The sequence below is a fragment of the Flavicella sediminum genome, assembly GCF_006381105.1.
Lineage (GTDB): Bacteria > Bacteroidota > Bacteroidia > Flavobacteriales > Flavobacteriaceae > Flavicella > Flavicella sediminum.
Genome location: NZ_VDET01000007.1, coordinates 212,386 through 234,458 on the forward strand (window position 1 = coordinate 212,386; position 22,073 = coordinate 234,458).

17 protein-coding genes and 1 pseudogene are annotated in these 22,073 nt (G+C 34.6%); 6 read left to right on the plus strand and 12 right to left on the minus strand.

What is annotated here, in order from left to right; genetic code table 11:
• Position 1: 1 nt before the first annotated feature.
• Positions 2-400: a group III truncated hemoglobin gene (locus tag FGM02_RS08840; RefSeq protein WP_139958004.1), complete on the plus strand. Its 399-nt coding sequence runs from the start codon at positions 2-4 to the stop codon at positions 398-400.
• Between the two features lie 67 nt (positions 401-467).
• Here FGM02_RS08840 and FGM02_RS08845 read toward each other — a convergent pair whose 3' ends face one another.
• The 3 genes from FGM02_RS08845 to FGM02_RS08855 form a co-directional block, all read right to left on the minus strand.
• Positions 468-659 (minus strand): cold-shock protein, encoded by a 192-nt coding sequence (locus FGM02_RS08845; protein ID WP_139958005.1) that lies wholly within the window; start codon positions 657-659, stop codon positions 468-470.
• A gap of 165 nt (positions 660-824) precedes the next feature.
• Positions 825-1,790, minus strand: a complete 966-nt coding sequence (locus FGM02_RS08850) for a LamG domain-containing protein (RefSeq protein WP_243739382.1) — start codon at positions 1,788-1,790, stop codon at positions 825-827.
• 197 nt (positions 1,791-1,987) lie between these two features.
• Positions 1,988-3,622 (minus strand): sulfatase family protein, encoded by a 1,635-nt coding sequence (locus tag FGM02_RS08855; RefSeq protein ID WP_139958006.1) that lies wholly within the window; start codon positions 3,620-3,622, stop codon positions 1,988-1,990.
• Positions 3,623-3,977: 355 nt separating this feature from the next.
• Between FGM02_RS08855 and FGM02_RS08860 the strand changes: the two genes are divergently transcribed.
• Entirely contained in the window at positions 3,978-7,499 is a 3,522-nt protein-coding gene (locus FGM02_RS08860) for a VPS10 domain-containing protein (RefSeq protein ID WP_139958007.1), read from the plus strand.
• An 84-nt stretch (positions 7,500-7,583) separates the two neighbouring features.
• On the opposite strand, the gene FGM02_RS08865 is transcribed toward FGM02_RS08860, so the two are convergent.
• Genes FGM02_RS08865 through FGM02_RS08875 form a run of 3 tightly spaced genes read right to left on the minus strand, consistent with a single transcriptional unit; the run spans position 7,584 to position 10,394 of the window.
• Positions 7,584-8,597, minus strand: a complete 1,014-nt coding sequence (locus FGM02_RS08865; RefSeq protein WP_139958008.1) for a zinc-binding alcohol dehydrogenase family protein — start codon at positions 8,595-8,597, stop codon at positions 7,584-7,586.
• An 11-nt stretch (positions 8,598-8,608) separates the two neighbouring features.
• A complete protein-coding gene (locus FGM02_RS08870; protein WP_139958009.1) occupies positions 8,609-9,424 on the minus strand; it encodes an SDR family NAD(P)-dependent oxidoreductase in 816 nt (271 codons plus the stop codon).
• Positions 9,425-9,431: 7 nt separating this feature from the next.
• Positions 9,432-10,394, minus strand: a complete 963-nt coding sequence (locus FGM02_RS08875; protein ID WP_139958010.1) for an LLM class oxidoreductase — start codon at positions 10,392-10,394, stop codon at positions 9,432-9,434.
• A 272-nt stretch (positions 10,395-10,666) separates the two neighbouring features.
• Here FGM02_RS08875 and FGM02_RS08880 point away from each other — a divergent pair.
• Both FGM02_RS08880 and FGM02_RS08885 read left to right on the plus strand, forming a co-directional pair.
• Positions 10,667-11,269: pseudogene (locus tag FGM02_RS08880) on the plus strand (alpha-ketoglutarate-dependent dioxygenase AlkB family protein).
• A 164-nt stretch (positions 11,270-11,433) separates the two neighbouring features.
• The gene (locus FGM02_RS08885; RefSeq protein ID WP_139958011.1) at positions 11,434-11,931 is read left to right on the plus strand and encodes a DUF1761 domain-containing protein; all 498 of its coding nucleotides are present in this window, start codon (positions 11,434-11,436) and stop codon (positions 11,929-11,931) included.
• 77 nt (positions 11,932-12,008) lie between these two features.
• Here the strand turns inward: FGM02_RS08885 and lgt are convergent, their stop codons facing one another.
• Genes lgt through cysS form a run of 3 tightly spaced genes read right to left on the minus strand, consistent with a single transcriptional unit; the run spans position 12,009 to position 14,591 of the window.
• On the minus strand, positions 12,009-12,839 hold the full coding sequence (lgt, locus tag FGM02_RS08890; protein WP_139958012.1) for a prolipoprotein diacylglyceryl transferase: 831 nt from the start codon (positions 12,837-12,839) through the stop codon (positions 12,009-12,011).
• Between the two features lie 42 nt (positions 12,840-12,881).
• A complete protein-coding gene (gene yidD, locus FGM02_RS08895) occupies positions 12,882-13,112 on the minus strand; it encodes a membrane protein insertion efficiency factor YidD (RefSeq protein ID WP_139958013.1) in 231 nt (76 codons plus the stop codon).
• The gene (gene cysS, locus FGM02_RS08900) at positions 13,113-14,591 is read right to left on the minus strand and encodes a cysteine--tRNA ligase (RefSeq protein WP_139958014.1); all 1,479 of its coding nucleotides are present in this window, start codon (positions 14,589-14,591) and stop codon (positions 13,113-13,115) included.
• A 230-nt stretch (positions 14,592-14,821) separates the two neighbouring features.
• On the opposite strand from cysS, the gene FGM02_RS08905 reads away from it, so the two are divergent.
• A complete protein-coding gene (locus FGM02_RS08905; protein ID WP_139958015.1) occupies positions 14,822-16,813 on the plus strand; it encodes an LTA synthase family protein in 1,992 nt (663 codons plus the stop codon).
• Between the two features lie 70 nt (positions 16,814-16,883).
• Here the strand turns inward: FGM02_RS08905 and FGM02_RS08910 are convergent, their stop codons facing one another.
• Positions 16,884-17,363: an Lrp/AsnC family transcriptional regulator gene (locus FGM02_RS08910; RefSeq protein ID WP_139958016.1), complete on the minus strand. Its 480-nt coding sequence runs from the start codon at positions 17,361-17,363 to the stop codon at positions 16,884-16,886.
• Between the two features lie 90 nt (positions 17,364-17,453).
• Positions 17,454-18,533 carry a M14 family zinc carboxypeptidase gene (locus FGM02_RS08915; RefSeq protein WP_243739383.1) on the minus strand — a complete coding sequence of 360 codons (1,080 nt, stop codon included), beginning with the start codon at positions 18,531-18,533 and terminating at the stop codon, positions 17,454-17,456.
• Between the two features lie 286 nt (positions 18,534-18,819).
• Here FGM02_RS08915 and FGM02_RS08920 point away from each other — a divergent pair, with 286 nt between their 5' ends.
• Positions 18,820-19,230 (plus strand): helix-turn-helix domain-containing protein, encoded by a 411-nt coding sequence (locus tag FGM02_RS08920; RefSeq protein WP_139958018.1) that lies wholly within the window; start codon positions 18,820-18,822, stop codon positions 19,228-19,230.
• 328 nt (positions 19,231-19,558) lie between these two features.
• On the opposite strand, the gene FGM02_RS08925 is transcribed toward FGM02_RS08920, so the two are convergent.
• Positions 19,559-22,018: a M1 family aminopeptidase gene (locus tag FGM02_RS08925; RefSeq protein ID WP_139958019.1), complete on the minus strand. Its 2,460-nt coding sequence runs from the start codon at positions 22,016-22,018 to the stop codon at positions 19,559-19,561.
• Positions 22,019-22,073 lie beyond the last annotated feature (55 nt).

Genomic DNA, 22,073 nt, shown 5'->3' on the forward strand with positions numbered 1-22,073 from the left:
GATGCTCAAAGACATAAAAGAAAGAAAAGACATCCGCTTGCTAGTACATACTTTTTATGATATCATAAGAAAAGATTCTTTATTAGGACCTATTTTTAACAGCCATATTAAAAAAGAACAATGGCCTGCTCACTTAGAAAAACTAACAGATTTTTGGGTAACAGCACTTTTTGGAGAAGCTTGTTTTAAAGGAAACCCAACCTTAGCACACCGAACGGTGGATAAAAATTTAAACCACACTATTGCAGCCTCTCATTTTGAACACTGGGTAAGCTTATGGCATACTACCATTGACTCCTTATTTGAAGGGAATCTGGCCAACAGAGCAAAAATGGCTTCGGAAAACATGGCAGCAGGACAGTTCAACGCTATTTGCACCATGAGAAATACAGCTTCCTAAAATTAGCAACAACAAAAAAGCCCATCAAAATTAATTGATGGGCTTTTAAAATCTTGAAGTATATGTCTTAGATAACTTTTACGTTAACTGCATTTAATCCTTTTTTACCTTCTTCTAATTCAAATTCAACTTCATCGCCTTCACGAATTTCGTCTACTAAACCAGAAATGTGTACAAAATGATCTCTTTCTACTCCTTCTTCTGTAATAAACCCAAATCCTTTAGACTCGTTGAAAAATTTTACTGTTCCTTTACTCATTGTAATGTAATTTAATATTTTATTTTAAAAGCACAAAGATGGGGACAATATTTAGATAAACAACATATTAATTCACTTATTTTCAAAAACTTATAAATCAACGATGTTTTTAACCCGAAAGTCTTCTTTTCTATCCTATAACTTTTAAGATTTAAAATTCACAAATCACTTATCTTCTAAGCTCCATGTTCTTACCCAATCATATTTTGTGGTTAAATCGTCATGACTACCGGTTTCAAAAACACTTCCTTCTTCATCTACAGGATTCCAATCATAGGTTTCAATAGCCATGGTAATAAAACCTTCCACATCAAAATCTGTAGTTGGTGTTACAGAATACACATAGTTACCATCTAAGAAAAACTGTAACTCTGTAGGAGATTTCCACCAACAAGCATACACAAAAAATCGATCGCTATTTTTTTCTGTCATTTTTACACTTCCACTTCCTCGTGTTTCTTCATCCGTATCGCAGCTTCGTTTATGTCGAATAGCATTGGAGTGAAATATATGATCCCATTTTGTAGCCCAACTATGTGTGCCGCTATGCACACGTCCTACACATTCTTGTATGTCTAATTCTAGTTTTCTAGGACAGCCTTGTTTCATAGCCAACCAAAAAGTAGAAGACATAATGGTTTTATTGGCTTTCATTCTACATTCATAATACAAACCATGATTTCCTGAAGCAATAGAACGTACAATACCCCCACCATGTGTAAATGTATTTCCTTTTACCGTTTTCGGACTCGAAAATTTTTGTGTTGTTACATTTAAAAAGCCATCTTTTACCGTTACGTTTTCTGGCTGAAACAAACCTGGAGCTCTTCCTATCCATGTCCAACCATTTGAATCAGGAACTTTATGCCATTTCTCTTCATTAAAAATCCCGTCATTAAATTCATCCGAGAGGTTCTCAACTTTTACCCATTTTTTTTCTGAAGGTGAAGGATCTGCAGCTCCTACAAAATATGGTCCAGTCACTTCCTTCTCTTCTTCTTCCTCAACTTCTTCTTTTTCTTTTTCAGTTTCTTGCTCCTCATTAACATCTTGTGCTGTACTTTTAGTACACGCCAAAGCAAATAACACACAGCCAATCAACAATAATTCTTTGAAGTTCTTTTTTACCATCTTCTAATTCTTTTTTTATTGAATTGGCAAGTTACTGCGGATTTTAAATTTTATGTAAAAACATTGCTAACAGAAAACTGTACTTTATATAGACAAAAAAAACGGTACCGTCTAGAAAAACTAGATTTTAAGAAACATAAAAAGACCTACTTAGCAGAAAAGCAGGTCTTTTTAATATTTGATTTTAAAAATTCTTCTTATTTATTTTGAAGACTCAAAAACTTTTCAAAATTTGGTAAAACTCCCGTTTCGTACCATAATTTACGATGCGGGTGTCCATCTCCTCTTTCATGATCAAACCATGCAGGTTTCACATCCTTAAATTCATTTGTCCAAGCAACAGTCTGCTTTTGCAAATCGGCTATTATTTTATCAGCTCCTTGAGCAGAAGCACTCAGGTCTTTTGTCTGCCCCGGATCTTTTACAGTATTAAACAGTTGCCATTTGCCATTTCCACCAGTTTTTACAATTGTCCATGGATAAGAAATAACAGCCCCATTATGAAATCCGTTTTGAGGTCGTAAAATAAAAATGGCTTCTCCTGCTTTTCTCGTATCTTTTCCGGAAATGATGGCGTCCATAAAATTCTTTCCATCTATTTTTTTTCCTTTTGGAATTTTAGCTCCTGCTAAATCAACAAAGGTAGGATACAAATCCAAAGCACTTATTTCATAATTGTATACTTGCTTCTTTTTAATTTTAGTTGGCCAATGCATAAACATCGGCACCTTGTGCCCTCCATCAAAAACACTTCCTTTTAAAGCATATAGCGGATAATTCACCGCTCCTTTGCTATAGGTATAGCCACCATTATCACTAAAAAAAACAATAAGTGTGTTTTCAAACAAACCTTCCTCTTTCTTCAGCTCAGCTACTAATTTCCCCACATTAGTATCTAAATTAGCAACCATCGTGGCATAGGTTACTCTAGCGCTTACAAATTTCTCTATAAGCTCTTTTCTTTTCTCCTCACTCTTGGCTTTTTGAACGGGAGCAGACTCCGTAATGTATTTGCTATTTCTTACCAAGTTCTCAAAATTCGGATTGTCTTTTTTAAACTGACTAATTTCATTTGCCGGTGCTTGTAAAGGCGTATGTGGTGCATTGTAGGCCATATACATAAAAAACGGATCTTTTTCTTTCGATTTAGCAGCTATATAGGCAATCGCGTCGTTTGTAAGAACATCTGTTAAATAAGCATCGTCATTAAATTCATCTCTTGAAATATACGCTCTATTTCTTTGCAACGGATCTTGATACTCATTGAGTACAGGCGATTTTGTTCCCAACCTTCTATAGAAAGCAGCCTCATACTCTTTTTCAAAATAATTTTTACCCCCGCCTAAAAAACCAAAGAAATAATCAAAACCACGGTCTAAAGGTTGATAAACCCCTTCTTTAGTTCCTAAATGCCATTTTCCAAAAGCCGCTGTACTGTACTTATGGTTTTGCAATACTTTTGAAAAAAATGTTTCACCAGCAGGAATTCCTATTTCACTACGAATTTCGTTTGGTAAATTGTATTGAGCACCAATCCTATGAGGATACACACCTGTCAACAAACCCGCTCGACTCGGTCCGCAAAAGGGATGTACTACATGCGCATTTTTACACACAACACCATTTGCTGCCAATTTATCTAAATGAGGCGTTGGAATAATACCTCTATCTTCAGGAAAATTTGCTTCTCTATTAAACCCCACATCACCATAACCTAAATCATCTGCTAAAATAACAATAATATTAGGCCGACTGCCCTTGGTTTGTGCTCGCGCAAAGCCCGCCATAAAAACAGCAGCAACAAAAACCATTAGGAATTGATTGTTTTTCATTTTAAATTTTAATTTTATTCTTTACATAAGAACTTTATTTACAAGTTCACCCCGTTGTTTACTTTTCAAAACTAAAGAATTCTGAATCCTAGTAATAATCCAAATTTGCCTTTTAATAACTCTATTTATTCTTTACCACTACAAAGCAAACAATTTACAATAGAAATACCCACTGCTTGGCTTCATTTACGGAACATATGTACAATATCAGTTTTTGTCTAGTTCAAAAACTTGGTGAATTGATTTAAATATGGTCAATTTGAGTATTACAGAAAAGTTTTGAGCATACACACGTTAAAATTTTAATGACTACATCAAAAACTATTACTTTTTATTTAAACCCGAATCCTTACCTATGAAACAAAAACTGTACACTTATCTATCCATTTTTCTAATAGCATTTACAACACATACTTTGTTGGCGCAAGAAAAAAAATCGGCAGATTTCTTTAGTCGACTTGAAACCGAAAGAGTTGCCTCTGAAAAAACTGTAATTTGGGATCAAGTAGGGCCTGGAAATGCTGGATTCGCCAATTTACTTCGCTACCACCCTACCATTCCTGAATTGGTTGTTTTATGTCCGGACATGTGGAATATCTACCAGTCTGAAGACAACGGAAAACAATGGTACAATTTAAAAGATTCTGACGGAAATGGAGATTTTTTCCATATAAGAGATTTGTATTACTCGCCACAAGACGCAAATTTCGGTTTGGCTATTGAATCTTCAAGAATGTGGAAAACTGAAGATCTTGGAAAAAATTGGACCTATTTAAAAAACTGTCCTTGGTACCAAAAAGACAATGAAGGCTATGACAAATCAGGTTGGAAGAAAAAAGTTGCTTCCTTAGCCATCGATCCAAATGACAAAAACACCTGGTTTGTAGGTGGTGGGACCAATGTAAGAGGCCAGGAATGGCTATCGTGCTACAAAACCATGACCGCAGCGGCTCCTCACGGACTAACTGCCGACAATGAAGGTAAATTATGGAGAACCAATAACGGAGGAACTAGCTGGACATTAAGCAACTCAGGATTGCACAACAAAGCGCAAGTAGGACGAATTATTGTAAATCCTAAAAACTCCCAACAAGTATTTGCTTCTTCTAACTACGGTTTGTACAGATCTGATAACGGAGGAAACTCTTGGACAAATATTTCTTCAGGACAATTAGACAATGAAATTATAATGGACATGGATTTTTACTACAATAAAAATTCAGGAAAATTTATTTTATACGCTATCGACCAGGTTCAATACCTTAAAAACGGGAGTTCTACAAAATGCACAGGTGGTATTTTTAAATCTTCTGACAATGGGACTACTTGGACAAATATTTCAGGAGATTTAGGATTAGACATCAATCAACTAACGGGTGGTGTTTCTGATAACTACTACAAATACATTGCTATGTGGTTTGGTATTTCAGTTGCTGAAGCTAAAACTACCTACCCGACTAAACCCACAAAAGCATTGCAAATTTTTAACATGATCAGCGCTGACCCAAGTCGTGAAGATGCTTTATATGTTGGTTTTGCAGATCCACAAATTGCCAATTCTATTGTTCCAGGAAGATTGTGGACGACCAGTAATGGAGGTCAAAAATGGATCAACACGGCAAGATTATACGAACATGTTTGGGAAAACGACAAAGCTTACTGGACCTCTAGAGGAAATCCTTACCATGAAAACATGAAGGTTGGTCATGAATCGCCACATATGCAATCTGGAAACAACTATGCCTTACGTTCTATGCGTGGTTTAGATGTTGGTATTGATGGAAGTGTCATGATTATTTCTGACCATAGCACCATGCTAAGTAAAGATCATGGAGAAACATGGCAACAAATGGATGAAGATTATACACCTGATGGAAATATAATTGGTCATGGAAACAGTAATTTACCTGCCTTACATATTGCACAGGACAAACGTTATGAAACCGCTATTTTAGGTTCTGGAGAACACCGTGTTTGGATTCCCACTAACGACAGCCCAGATTCTAGACAAGCTTTAAAATTTATTGAAAGTGCTCAAGAAACTGTAATTACCATGGCTTTTGACCCGTACGACAGTAAAACAATTTACGGTACCTCTAGCAGACAAGCAAAAAAACAAAATATATTTAAAAGTACAGATGGAGGATTTAATTGGGCCAATCATGGTGTAGCAACACCTGCAACCAATGCTTGGGGTGATGATTTTTACACCAATGCCTTAACTATTGACCCCATCGATAATACGAATTTTTACTTTGGAATAACCGACATCAGAACAGCATCTAAAATTAACATGGGAGGTTTTTATTATTCCGACGATCAAGGAAAAACGTTTTCACCTAGAAACAATGGCTTACCGACCCCAGCTAGAATTGAAGATATAGCATTTGACCCTAGAGACCCTTCAAGAAAATCTTTATTTGTTGCCGCAGAAAAAAATGCTTTTGACTACAATTTACCGCTTGCCAATGGTGGACTTTACCATACAAGCGATCGTGGAAAAAACTGGACCAAAGTAAACACTCCTTCTTCTGTGCACGGTGTCAATAGTATTTCTATAGACCACACCAATCGATTATACATCACCACAGGTTACAGAGGAAACGGTGATGGTATTTGGTATACCGATGATTTCGGAACAAACTGGCAGCAAATTTTCTCTTACCCAGGTACAGAACGATTTGATGTATGTGTTTATGACCATAATTTACTTGTAAGCACAGTGGATCATTTGGCAAAAAACCCAGGTGTATTTTTAAGCAAAGACAGAGGGCTTACTTGGGCGAAAAATAACACAAACATTGCTTCACCCAACCATATAGAAGATGTTCGATTTGACCTTCAAAACCCAAATGAATTATGGCTAGCCACATTAGGAAGTGGTTTTTACAAAGGAAAAATCAACACCCCAGATCCGGTACAAGTAGTTAAAGTAACACCTAAAGTAATTGATTTTAAAAATAGCTCAAACAACAAATTAACAGCTGTAATAATTCAAAGCAAACACAGCGACAAAACCTTGGTTTGGAAATCTGAAAACACCGCTGTAGCCAAAGTCGATCAAAATGGTGTAATTACAGCTACAGGAAAAGGAAATACTAAAATTTGGGCAAGTACTTCAGACGGAAGATATGCCGATTATGCCACCATCATAATTCATCAAAAACCCATTTCAAGCTCAAATTTTAAAATCCAATCGATAGGACAAACATGTACAGGAGTAGCAAACGGAAAAATAACAATAAACACCGAAAATAAAGGGAATTATATAGCAAAGCTTACAGAAACTAATGAAGTGAAAAACTTCACCCAAAACACAAGTTTTGAAAACTTAGCAGCGGGAATATTTGAACTTACTTTAAATAGCACAGACCAACCCGACTTTAACCAGACGATGTTTATAAACATCAAAGAAGTTGAAGAGTTAAACGTTTCAGCAAAAGTAAACGACAGAACAAAAACTGCAGATCTAGATCTAAGTGGCGCAGAAAAATACACAATTACCTTAAATGGTAGTAGTTACGAAACAAGTTCAAACACTTTTCAACTAGCACTTCAAACAGGAACTAATAAAATAGAAGTGAAAACAGGTAAAAACTGTCAAGGTAATTTTACTAAGGAAATTTTCATCAACGATAAGATTCAGGTTTCTCCTTCTCCGTTTTCAACAAATTTAAAACTGTATTTCCCGGATAATACCAATGAAAAAGCAAAGGTTTCCATATATTCAGTTTCAGGAAAACTACTCTACTCTAAAATTCAATCAATCTTTAATCATGAACTAGCTATAAACACCAGTTCTTTTGAAAAAGGAATTTATATTCTAAGAACTCAAAATTCGGACAACTATAGCTCTCATAAAATTGTAAAAAACTAGGAAGCAGTCCTTAAAATTAATTTCAAAAAAAAACATCTACTTAAAAAAGTAGATGTTTTTTTATTTCTAAACTATTTTATACCTCTAAAACAACAGCACTGTTTTTCCTATAGACTTTCCTGACTCCTGTAAAGCATGTGCTTTTTTCAAATTACCTGAAGTAAAACCTTCGATAGTGGTCGTTAAAGTAGATTTTAAAACGCCTGTATCTAACAATTCTGACACATGGTTCAAAATAACACTTTGTCTAGCAATGTCTTCCGTAGCAAACATAGAACGCGTATACATCAACTCCCAAGAAAAACTAACACTTTTCACCTTTAACAAATCTAAATTCAATGGTTGACTACTTCCTGTTATAGAAACAATGTGACCTTGCGGCTTGATAATTTCAGCGGCAGTCTCCCAATACCCTTCAAGATCAACAAAATCTAAAATATAATTTACTTCACTATGCCCAATTTTCACAAGCTCTTCTTTTAAGTTATGGTGATTTACCACGAAATCTGCCCCCATATCTTTACACCATTGAATAGAATCTGGACGAGAAGCCGTTGCAATTACAGTTAAATTCGTTAATTTTTTAGCCAACTGAATCGCAATAGACCCCACTCCTCCAGCACCTGCAAGAATTAAAATACTTTTACCCGCATCTTTCACAGGGTCAATACGAATTCTATCAAACAAAGCCTCGTAAGCCGTTAAGCTAGTCAATGGCATCGCAGCAGCTTCTGCTATGGATAAATTCTTAGGTTTCAACCCTACAATGCGTTCATCAATTAATTGATACTCCGCATTACTTCCACTTCTGGTAATATCACCTGCGTAAAACACTTGATCACCTACTTTAAAATTCGTAGCCTTATCCCCAACTTCAACAACTGTACCCACAGCATCCCAACCTATCACCTTTGGCTCTTCTAAAACAGTACCTGCTTCTAAAGATTGTCTAATTTTAAAATCGACTGGATTTACAGAATTCGCTGCTACTTTTACTAACAAGTCGAAACCACTAGCCTTTGGCATCTCTGCTTCAAATTCGATAAAACTATTCTCTTCTGTAATCGCTAACGATTGTTTAAAACCTATTGCTTTCATTTTATTTATTTTTAGTTTGTTTTTATTATTTTTTCCGTTTGTTCTACTAATACTTCCATTTTTTCTAAATCATATGCATCTGGATGCGCTTTAAAAAACACCCCTTTTAATTCACCTTTGTCATTATCAAAATACACACCTGTCATTTCATTATACGCTAAAGAAACCGCCAAATCATACAAAATTGAACTTCCTTTTTCAGCTGGCGCCCAAAATTGTCCATAGGCCTCATTTGCCATTTTTGTATTCAATAAAGAGCCTGGGTTTACAGCCAACACGGAAACCAACTTTAAACGTTTTGACAATGCCATGGTCCAAATAGTTAATGCCAATTTACTTTGCGCATAAGCTTCATTTACGGAGACTTGCAACACTCCACTTAAAGCTTCTAAAGAAACAGGAGCTTGCGCTGCCGAACTCACATTTACAATCCGTGCCTTTGAAGTAACCGATAACAAATCTAGCAAACCATTTGTTAATACATAAGGTGCTAAATAGTTTACAACAAAGCGAATATCCAATCCTTTTTCAGTCATAGAAATTGGACTTTTAAAAACACCTGCATTGTTTATCAAAACATCTAATTTTGACACTTTTTCCCGCACTTCAAGGACCATTTTTCTCACTTGACTCAAGTCGGAGAAATCAGCAACAAAACCTAACACCTTCTTATTTCCTGTAGTGTTTTTAATTTCCGCAACCAACTTACCCACTTTTTCAGAATCCCTACCATGCACATACACATTGTGTCCTTCTTTTGCGAATTGTATTGCCGTTAACTTCCCAATTCCATCGGTACTACCTGTAATTAAAATATTTTTCTTCATGTTTTTTTTATTTATGACTCTTTTGAAACCTAGGCAATACCTTGGCTGCCAATAGCTCAAGTGTTTTATCCATATTCATAGTATTCAAACGTAGGTTTAAAGACACATGATTGACACCTATTTCTTGTAAATGTTGCAAATATCGAATCAAATGATTCACTCCTGTTTTAAAACCTAAATGAATAGGCTGTGGTCTAAAATCATCCTTTTCCTGTAAATCGATATACAAGGGCTGCAAAAAAGGTTTGTCAAATTCTTGAGACACAGGAATCAGATCTCTCCACTGCTTAATAGTTTGCTGTTGTTCACCTAAATTTCTTGGATAATACATCCACCCATCGCCATTCGCTGCATTCCACTCCATAGACTGCTGACTAAACCCCGTTAGCATCATTGGGATTTTATTCCCAGTCGCTTTTGGTAAAACATCAATACGACCATTCAATTCGCCATGCATATTGTTTTCAAGAACAGGAAAATCACTTTGCGCCTGTCTAATATAAGTAAAAGCATCTCTAAAACTTTGCCCTCTCTTTTCATAAGAGATTCCCATTCCCGGATATTCCTCAAAGCGATCTCCAGAGGCAACTCCCATAATCAATCGCCCACCCGACAACTGATCAATAGTAGCGGCAGATTTTGCTACATGTACAGGGTGATGCAACGGTAAGGCAATACTAGAAACACCCAATGCAATTTTAGAAGTCTGTCCTGCCAAATAGCCTAAATACGTAAAAGGATCAAAAGTTTGACCTGCATCACCAAAGGAAGGCACATTAAAGGGGACATCGCGTATCCACAAAGCTTTAAAACCCAATTCCTCTACTTGCTTTACACGATTTAGATGTCCGATCATTGTAGGTACTGGTCCTGAAGTATACTTCTCAATTGGCACCACAACACCAATACTCAATTCATTCTTTTCGAATACCGTATTGTAGCCTTTATTTATTTGTTCAAAACCCTTCATATCTAATTCTTTATTGATAAATACTTTTTTAGCGCAAACAACTATCAAAAGTATAGTTACAAAAGTATAGATAGTTTTAAACCCTCACAATAACGGTCAAATAGTATAGTAGCATCTAAAAAACTCAAAACACTATATAACAACATATTAACTTCTAAAAAAATAAATAATTAGTGTTATATATATTTTAAAATTCGTTTTCAACAACTTAAATGACAGTCTTACCAGAATAATTTTTATTTTGCATGAAAGATTTTTACCAACAACAAACTATGAATTTATTCAATCCCAATCCGATTTACAATATTCTTCCATATGACGGAGAAGCTGTTTTTTAAGACCAAATATTCAACACAAAAGAAGCGCACAATTATTTCGACACACTTTTAAATACCATTCACTGGAAAAACGACGAAGCTATACTTTTCGGAAAAAGAATCATCACCAAAAGAAAAGTCGCCTGGTACGGAGAAAAAAACTACGCTTACACTTACTCCCACACCACAAAAGTCGCTCATAACTGGACCGCAGCACTACTAGAATTAAAAAAAATAGTGGAACAAAAAACAGAAACCACATTTAACTCCTGCTTGCTAAACCTATATCACAACGGCAGCGAAGGAATGTCATGGCATAGTGACGACGAAAAATCTTTAGGCAAGGAAACGATTATAGCCTCCTTAAGTTTTGGAGCCGCAAGAAAATTTGCTTTCAAACACAAAACCACAAAACAAACAATTTCTTTAATTTTAGAAAAAGGCAGTTTACTAGTCATGAAAGGAAAAACCCAAGAACACTGGCTACATCGACTTCCACCTTCAAAAAAGATAGACAAGCCCAGAATCAATTTAACTTTTAGAAATATTATTTCGTAAAACCGAATTCGTAAAACTAAAGCCCCTGTTTAAATAAATGAGCACTTTACAACAGTACATTCGTTTTAAAACAGCTCATCGCAAAATAACGCAATTATTTACCTATGTTAATAATTGCGTTTTATTAATTATATTTACCTACCTAATTTAAAAAAAATCAACTCATGAAATTTAATTTAATTATTACCGCCGTAGCAGCTATCATCCCATTATTTATGGGATTTATTTGGTACAATCCAAAAGTTTTTGGAAAAGCCTGGATGAAAGAATGTCAGTTTACACCAGAATCTATAGGGAAACCAAATCCGATGATTTTTGTTTATTGCTACCTACTAAGCTTTTTATTAGCCTTTATGCTAAGCCCAATAGTAATTCATCAATTTGGCGTATTCTCCGTACTGATAGACGAGCCAGGGATTTTAGAGGTTGGATCAGACATAAATGCTTACTTTACTGATTTTATGAGTAAATACGGAACAAGATTTAGAACATTTCCTCATGGAGCACTTCATGGAACTATGGTTGGACTTTTAATTGTTTTACCTGTTATGGGAACCAATGCAATGTTTGAAAAAAGAAGTTTTAAATACGTATTGATCAACAGCAGTTACTGGATTGTATCTATCGCATTGATGGGTGGAATCATTTGTAAATTCGCATAAAAACAAACCACACATAAAAAAAAAGCCCACGCTCTATATTTTAGAGCGTGGGCTTTTTTATACTTCATTAAAAACAACTAATTTTTCTTGACCCCCTGCTTACTAGATGCATACATAAAATACAAACCTATTAAAATAAGCGGAATACTTAATAATTGTCCCGTATTCAAAGTCAAAAACAAATCTTCTCTCCCATCTATCTGTGCCTCTTTTAAAAACTCTATCACAAAACGCACTGACCACAATGTTGCAAAGAAAAATCCGAACAAATATCCTAACTGCTCTTTTTTATTTGTCTTCCAATACATTCTCCACAAAATCAAAAACACTAATAAGTAACCAAACGCTTCATACAATTGTGTTGGGTGACGAGGAAAATCTTCTCCTAATTTTTTGAAAATAATTCCAAAATTACTTCCTGTAGCTTTTCCAATAATTTCAGAATTCATCAAATTCCCAATTCGAATAAAAAAACCAGCCAAAGCAACAACGATACCCACTCTATCTAAAACAAACAAAAGCGGCTTCTTTAAAATATTTCTACTGTAAAAATACAAAGCTGTAATAATTCCTACTGCAGCTCCATGACTTGCCAACCCTGCAAACCCGGTAAATCGGAAAGGAGACAGTTTAATAGGTAATAAAATTTCTGCCAAATGATTTTGAAAATAAGCCCAGTCATAAAAGAAAACATGTCCCAATCTGGCCCCTAAAATAGTTGCCAAAACCGTATATATAAATAATTTATCTAGTTTCTCTAAAGGAATTTTATCATTGACAAAAATTCGTTTCATTAAATTTAACCCCAAACCAAAAGCCAATACAAACATTAAGCTATAATAACGGATAACAAAAAAACCTAAATCGATTCCCAAACTAGGATCCCAAGTGATGGCTAATAATTTCATTTATTTTTTATTTATTCACGAATTACTTCGCAATTAGTATTTTTATTCTTTTTTCGGAACAGGATCGTAACCGCTTCCACCCCAAGGGTGACAACTAAAAATTCTTTTAACCGCCATTTTCCCTCCTTTAAACAAACCATGAATTTTCAAAGCTTCAATGGTATAATGCGAACATGTAGGCGAATATCGACATGTAGAAGGTGTATACGGCGATATCATAACTTGATACAAGCGAACCAACAACACAAATGGATATGTCAGTAATTTCTTCAATTAATTAACGGAAAACGTTGTTCCTTCTTTTCCATCTTTTAACTGTATGCCTAAATCTGCCAGTTCATCACGTATTTGATCTGACAACGACCAATTCTTATCTTCTCTTGCCTCTTTACGAAGCTTGATCAATAACTCAATAGCACCGCTTAATTTCCCTGAATCATCTTGCCCAGCTTCATCTTCTAAACCTAATACATCAAAAACAAAAGCATTCAATGTTTGCGTTAACAGCTCTATATCCTCTTTAGTCAAGCTTTCCTTCCCGTCGTTTACCAAATTCACAAATTTCACAGCTTCAAACAATTGTGCAATCAAAACCGGACTGTTAAAATCGTCATTCATGGCAGCATAACAACTATCTTTCCATGCTGAAATATCCAACGAAGAACTTGCTGATATTTTTAAACCACCCAACAAACGCAAACCTTGCATTAATTTTTGGAATCCTTTTTCAGAAGCCTCAATTGCTGCGCTAGAAAAATCTAAAATACTTCTATAATGCGCTTGCAACATAAAGAAACGAGTAACACTTGGTGTAAAAGGTTTTTCTAATTTATCGTTTTCACCTGAAAATATTTCTCCAGGTAAAATATTATTCCCTGTCGACTTTGCCATTTTTTGACCGTTTAAAGTCAACATATTTGCATGCATCCAATAATTTACAGGATTTTTACCGTTTGTACAATTGGCTTGTGCAATTTCACATTCATGATGCGGGAATTTTAAATCCATACCGCCACCATGTATGTCAAACTGCTCTCCCAAATACTTTGTACTCATAGCCGTACACTCTAGGTGCCAACCAGGAAAACCATCACTCCAAGGAGAAGGCCAGCGCATAATATGCTCAGGACTTGCTTTTTTCCACAAAGCAAAATCTTGTGGATTTTTCTTTTCAGACTGTCCATCTAGCGTTCTGGTATTATGAATAGAATCTTCGATATTTCTACCCGAAAGAATTCCGTATTTTTCCGTTTCATTGTATTTCAACACATCAAAATACACGGAGCCATTAACAATATACGCCAATCCTTTTTCAAGAATATCATTGATGATTTCAATTTGCTCAACAATATGCCCAGTAGCCGTAGGCTCAATACTAGGAGGTAAATTATTAAACTGCTTTAAGATATCATGAAAATCTACTGTATATCGCTGTACAACCTCCATAGGCTCTATTTGCTCAATTCTAGCTTTTTTCGCAATCCTATCTTCACCCACATCCGCATCATTTTCTAAGTGACCAGCATCTGTAATATTACGCACATAACGCACTTTAAAACCCAAATGCCTTAGGTAACGAAAAACCAAATCAAACGACATAAAAGTCCTTACATTTCCTAAATGCACATTGCTATAAACCGTTGGTCCACAAACATACATTCCAACTGCTCCTTCATTTATCGGACTAAAAACTTCTTTTTCTTTGCTTAAGGAATTGTAAATTTTAAGCGAATTTTCTTTATATAAACTCATGTATTTTCTCTTATTCTTAAAGAGCGTAAAGATAACAACAATTAGGAGATGGTAAAATATAAAACCGGCTAGTTTCCCTTAATAAAAGTTAAAAAGCACAGCTACAGAATTGCCAAACCTAAAAACAATTGATTTTCATGGAATTTGAGTCGCAATCATGAAAATCAAAATCACCAAATTGACTACATTTGCAGAGAATAAAAAAAGACTTTCAAAAAGAAACAAACTAGATGTTAAAAAAAATACCGAGTTATATAAAATACCTCTTTACTCAGATCCTTCTTGTATTCTTATACATTTCTGTACACAGAGCCTTATTCTATCATTTTTTCGCAGACTTAAGCAAAGCCAGTGAAAAAGACATCACACAAGCCATTGCTTACGGAATACGATTTGACATTAAACTAGCCATGATTACAATGTTTCCACTAGCTATTTTAATTTTTATTTTTAATACGAAGTTTTTCATAAAAAAAATATTTAAAAAAATCAGCATTGCCTATTTAACAACCAGCTACCTAGTATTAACCTTATTCTATTTATTTGATTTTGGCTATTACGAATACCTAAGTACGCGATTGGATGCAACATCATTGCGCTTTTTTAACGACCTTAAGATATCGACACAAGTATTAATAGAGAGCTATCCTATTTTCAAAGGTCTGTTTTTGTTGCTTATTTTCCTAACCTTTATCGGGTTTGTAAGTAAAAAAATCTATGAATTTTATGCAAACAACAGCTTAATTGTCAGCAAAAAAAGAAAAGCCTTTTTCGTTATTGTTCCATTTTTTTTAATGGCTTTTGGTATTTACAATAGTTTCTCGCATTATCCTTTAAGATGGAGCCAAGCTTTCTTCTCTAAAGACAATCAAATCAACCAATTTACCCTAAACCCAGTCCTTTATTTCTTTGATAGTTTTGCGTTTAGAAGCACAGGGTTTGATTTAGAAGCCACTAAAAGTTACTACCCAGTAATTGCAGACTATCTAAACCTTCCAAAGGACAGTATTTCATTTGAAAGAAAGGTAGTTTTTAAAGAAAAACACGACAAACAACCCAACATCATCGTAGTCATGATGGAATCTGTAGGCGCTGCACCCATGAGTTTTTATGGAAACCCTATACAAAGCACTCCTAAAATGGACAGTATTGTAAAGAAAAGTATTCATTTTACAAATTTCTTTGTACATAAGGCAGGAACCGCAGGAAGCGTATTTGCAAGTATTACAGGTTTACCCGATGTAGACATGGTAAAAACAGCTTCAAGAAACCCGATGGTTATAGATCAACGAATAATTTTTGACCAATTTAAAGGGTACGAAAAATTGTATTTTCTTGGCGGAAGTGCGAACTGGGCCAATATCAGAGGTTTATTCCAATCGAATATCAAAGATTTAAAAATATTTGAAGAAGGAAGCTATGAAACCGAAAACAGAGCTGACGTTTGGGGTATTGACGACTACGAACTTTTTAAAGAAGCCGACAAAGAACTCGTAAAACTTCACCAACAAGACAAGCCCTTTATCACCTATATACAAACAGCTACCAACCACATGCCATTTACGGTACCCGACGAAAAAGAGAGCTACAAACCTTTACAAGAAGACGAAATCAGCGCCGATTTGCTGAAAAAATCAGGATTTAAGTCGGTTGCACAATTAAACGCCTTGCGCTACTTAGACTTCAATATAGACATCTTTTTAAAAAGAGCTAAAAAATCTGGGTATTACGACAATTCTATTTTCTTTTTCTTCGGAGACCACAACACCGCAATGAATGAATTTGATTTTATGAAACGAAAAGAATTTACCTTAGGGTTAAGCATGCATCATGTTCCTTTTTTTATACACGCACCTAAATTTGTTAAAGCTAAAGAAATAAACACACATGCAAACCTAATTGACCTATACCCCACCGCCGCAGGACTTGCTAAAATAGACTACACGAATTACACTTTAGGAGTTGACCTATTAGACAGCACACGTACTAAAAAAGCATCATTTATTTACATGAAACAAGGTGAACCCGGCATAGAACTACTAAAAGATGGTTACGCATACACGAGAACTATTCACACAAAAAAAACAGCATTGTACGATTTATCTAAGGACAAATTGATCAATATTGAAGCAACAGAACCAGAGACCGCAAAAAAAATGGACAGCTTATTGCAAGCTTTTTACCACTCAACAAACTACCTTTACTACAACAACAAGAAATAAACAAAAATTAAGCATAAAAAAAACTCATCTAAGCTAACCTAGATGAGTTTTTTTTATGTTTTAAACACTCTTAGTAGTCTCTAAAAATTGCGTGCATCATACGCTTCTTATCATTGATACTTTCCTCTAAAGAAATCATAGTTTCCGTTCTATTTACCCCCGGAACATCGTCAATTTTAAAGATGATATTTTTAGCATCTTCCGTATCTCTTGCTCTAATTTTACAGAAAATATTAAACTTCCCTGCAGTCACATACGCAACAGTCACATTAGAAATTGCTTTTAAACTAGCAATCACCTCTTTGGTCATGGAAGTTTTTTCAAGATAAATTCCAATATGAGCAATAAAAGCATAACCCATTTTCTCGTAATCTAGCGTCAAAGTAGAACCTCTAATAATCCCTTCTTCCTCCATCTTTTTAACACGAACATGTATCGTTCCTGCTGATACCAATAATTTTTTAGCAATATCCGTAAAAGGAGTTCTTGCATTTTCAATTAACATATCTAAAATCTGATGATCCACTTCATCTAAATGATATTTCTTCATATCCGCTATTATTTTATTACAAATTTACTATTTAACAAAAATAATAAAATATTTCTAAGAAAATCGAATATTCCTTACGAAAAACATAATTTAAATTGATTTTAAGCAGGTTTTATTCAAATCATACTCTTGGTGCCCTACAAAATCAGACAAATCACCTCTTGTAACCTCTTCTTTTTCAAGAACTAACACATTATCTCTCACCAAATAATCGTACTGCACGGCCACATCTTCGATAAGACCTTGCTCATTTTTTACATTTCTATAAATAATATCGTAGCACTTTTTGTCATTGTTAGGAATATCGAAATAAGGCTGATACACCGAATAATCAGACTCTTTAGCCACAAAAAGAATTCCCTGCAACAATGCAAAGAAATTAAACTTACGAACCACATCTCGATCGTAATCATCATAATAATGACCAGCTTCAATCAAAATTGTATTATGACCTAGCTTTTGAAAATTATCTCCCGTAGCAGTCGGATAAAACTCATCTGTATACCTTCCAACATGCTCTGGAATCACTTTAGAAAGCAATGCGTTCATAGAAACAATTACACTCATCGTTTCCTTACGTCCGCTTGTTAACGTTCGCTCCACATCCTCCGAAGGCGCTAAAAAAGAAATAGTAGCTGGATTCTTAGTCCCCTCTACATTAAATATAGTACGTTGGTCATGTAAATTAAAACAGAACTCAGGATCAAACTCATCCAAAACCGCTCGTAACAATTTACTTTCTTTAGCCTCTAAAGCAACTGCATCTCTATTTAAATCGACTTTATTTGCATTAACACGTGTAAACACCTCTGAGCCGTCAGGGTTCAATACAGGTAAAAATACAATTGTACACTGTTCTAAAATCGCCTTTTGTTCCGCAATTAAATTGTCAGGACTCTCAAAGAACCGAAACAAATCGAACACAGCTTTTGTCCCGGTACTTTCATTTCCATGCATCTGAGACCAAATCAATATTTTTTTTGGACCTGACCCAATTTGTATTTTATAGATATCTGTATCCTTTTCAGAAGTACCTTCTACATGTATTCTAAATAAATCTTGATTTAATTTTTTTACTAAAGGAGCAATATCTTTAAATAAAATTCGCCTCCCTTTTAGAGCCTTTTCAAAATTGTTATCGTACCAATTTTGAAGGCTTTCAATATTCATAATTTCCATGTTACAAATGTAAAAAATACCTTGTTTACAATTGTAACAAGTTAAGTTTTTAATTTTGTTTACAATTGGAAACAAAAAGAACTGTTCATACACCGCGTTTTTTCTTTATTAAAAACAAAACAAAGAACAGCTTCGATAAAAACATGTAAAATACATTTAATCAGAATACTATATAACCTTACCTAAAGCTTATGTTTACATTTTTAAAAGAAATCAAACTAGTGTTTGCACAATTCAATACAATGAATTACATTTGTAAACACCTAACTAAGTTACAATGTTAAACAACTTAAATTTCTCGACAAGACTAAAAAAAGTAATCGAATATTATGGCATTTCTGCCTCTGCATTTGCCGATGTTATAGAAGTTCCGAGATCTAGTATCTCTCATATCTTATCAGGAAGGAATAAACCAAGCTTAGATTTTGTCTTAAAAATTACACACAAATACAACGAAGTAGATTTGTATTGGTTGCTTGATGGAAAAGGATCGTTTCCCAAAAACAACTTCACCCCTACGCAAGAAACGAAACAAAATATTCCTCAACCTAAAAAAGTAGATCAAGTCGAAATGAGCTTTGAATCAAAAAATAAAAACGAGCCACCTCTGTTTGCAAATTCAGAAATTGACAAAGTTCTTATATTCTACAAAGACGGAACTTTTAAAGAATACAAAAACAGAGATTAGAAATTTCGAAGAGAGAAAAAAATAGCAAAACAGCATTTTCAATTTATTTTTCGAATAAACTGAAAATGCTGTTTTTTTTTTACAAAAACCAGAAACCTTATAAATCGCATAAAAACCATCATAAATTATATTTTACGGTATACGTAAAATACAGCCCTCTGCCAACACGATACCTCTTCCGCATAAAAACAACTAGACCTACACTTCAAAAGCATTACAGTCACATGAAAACAGCACTGTTAAGAAGATCATTAATATAGACCACACAAAAAAGCATCCTTCAGTTTTCTAAAAACCAAAGGATGCTTTTTCAGTAAATGAAAAGAAACTACTCCACCAACTGCACCAAACCAGATTTTACCACAGCCACTAATTCTTTTGCATTAGAGTTGTTCGACTTCTCTTGTTTGTACACCATTTCTCTCAACATAGAAATCATTTTCTTATCAAAATTGTATTTTTTGTATTGCTTGCCTTTTACAACCATATCTGCAACCAAATTTCGATACGCTTGCACATTATTACTAGCAGCTATCCATTGAAAAGCTTTTGCAAACAATTCATTGATTTCTTTATCATTATTTAAATGCATTCCTTGAATCACAGAACCAGCAACAAACGACATCTCTTCTACATCTCTATTTTTAAAATACATTTTAGACAAAGGAAATGCGATCGCTTTTTTAACACTCTTCGGTAAGCTTTTTGCTTTTTTCATAGCCAAGGGCTTGTCCAAATAATACAAAGCCTCCAAAGCACTTGTCTTCACTAAATTTGATTCGCTCTCACAGGCTTTTTCAAACCCAGCTTGATAATCAAAATACACAAGTCTACCCAATACTTTAATTGCAGCAGCTTTGACAAAATTGTTTTTAGCTGTTTTTACCAATCTTTCTATTTTCCCAATCACATCGCGCTTGGCATGTTTGTTACTTAAGTCAATTCCTTCCAAAGCCACTACTTGAACTTCATAATACGAATCATCAAAAGCTTTGACCACCAATTCAAAAACATCTTTATCTTCTTGATGCTTGATCAATTCTTTTAAGGCAGTCATACGATCTAAATAATGTGGCGCATTCTGCAACTGAAATTTATATTCTTTTAAAGCTTTGTGCTGTCTAAACTCTCCCAACACCACATGATCTGCATTTACATGAATCCAATCTGGATATTTTTCATAAGAATACACAAAGGATTTTTCACTAGCATCCACAAACAAATCTCTACTTGTTTTTTTACCTTTTTCATAAATCACAATATTTACTGGAAAATAAAACACAGCGTCTTCCGACTGTTTCAATGTGATGGTGACGGTTTTTTCAAGAATATTATAATCGTGAGAAATACTCACATCAGGATGCCCAGATCCATAATACCACTGATCAAAAAACCAATTCAAATCTTTACCTGAAACTTCTTCAAACGCCATTCTTAAATTATGCGCTTCCGCAGCCTTGAATTGAAAATCTGTCAAGTATTTTTTTATCCCCTGAAAAAAGGCAGCATCACCAATATAATTTCTTAGCATATGCAACACAACACCTCCTTTATTATAGCTCACAGCATCAAACATATCTTCCTTGTTCACGTAATCAAAACGAACCAAATGTTTTCCAAGATTGTCTCCTTTTTTATAACCTTCAATTTCTTTTTGCATATGTGCATCTGCTCTGTCTTTTCCATAGGCATGCGCCACCCATAAATATTCACTATAATTTGCAAACGACTCATTCAAGGTTAAATTCCCCCAATTCTCCGTAGTTACCAAATCGCCAAACCAATGATGAAACAATTCATGTGCAATAATATTTTCCCATGTATTTTGATCTAACAAATCGCCTTCCGACTGATAAGCTCCTTCACCATGCACCACGGCAGTGGTATTTTCCATAGCACCGCTCACAAAATCGCGAACTACAATTTGACTGTATTTATCCCAAACATAATCGATACCCGTTATTTCCGAAAAATAATCTAGCATCCGTGGCGTATTTCCAAAGATTTTCTTTGCCAAATGTTCGTATTCCTTTTCTACATAATAATTTACTTCTTTTCCTTTCCACTTATCTTTTACAACAGCAAACTCACCAACCCCCATAAAAAATAAATAAGGCGCATGTTTTTGATCCATTTTCCAATAATCCGTTCTAAAACCTTCCTTTTTAACATCACTTGAAATTAACATTCCATTGGATAGCGTTTTGTATTTATCAGGAACGGTAATATAAATTTCCTGTGTTGTTTTTTGATTCGGTTTGTCAATTGTAGGAAACCAGCAGCTACTTGCTTCCGTTTCACCTTGCGTCCAAATTTGCGTAGGCTTATCTACAGAATCTCCATTCGGATTGATAAAATATAAACCTTTAGCACTGGTAATTGCATTGCTACCCTCTTGCTTAACTCTATTTGGTCTTGCCGTATAATCTATATACAAATGAAGAGTGTCTGTTTTTTTATAGGTTTTATCTAAATCAATATAAATTTTCATTCCATCGTAATGGTATTCTAATTTTTTTCCTGCTATCGAAATTTCATTGATCAGCATTCCTTTGGCATCTAGTTCTAATTTATCCGTAGCATAAAAATGCGGAGTAACATCCAACCAAGCTTTCCCGTATAATAATTCTTCTGAAAAATTAAAACCCACATCAAGTTTTGTGTGTTGTAAATTGAAGGTTTTATTATAGACTTGGGCGTTTTTATATTTTAATTGTTTGCTTGGTATTTGCGCAAAAGAAACTACTGTTGACAACAGTAGCAATCGTAAAAGACTCTTAAATTTCATTTGGTAAGATTTTGGACAAAAATAAAAAGACAATTCTCTTTAGGTGTATAATATA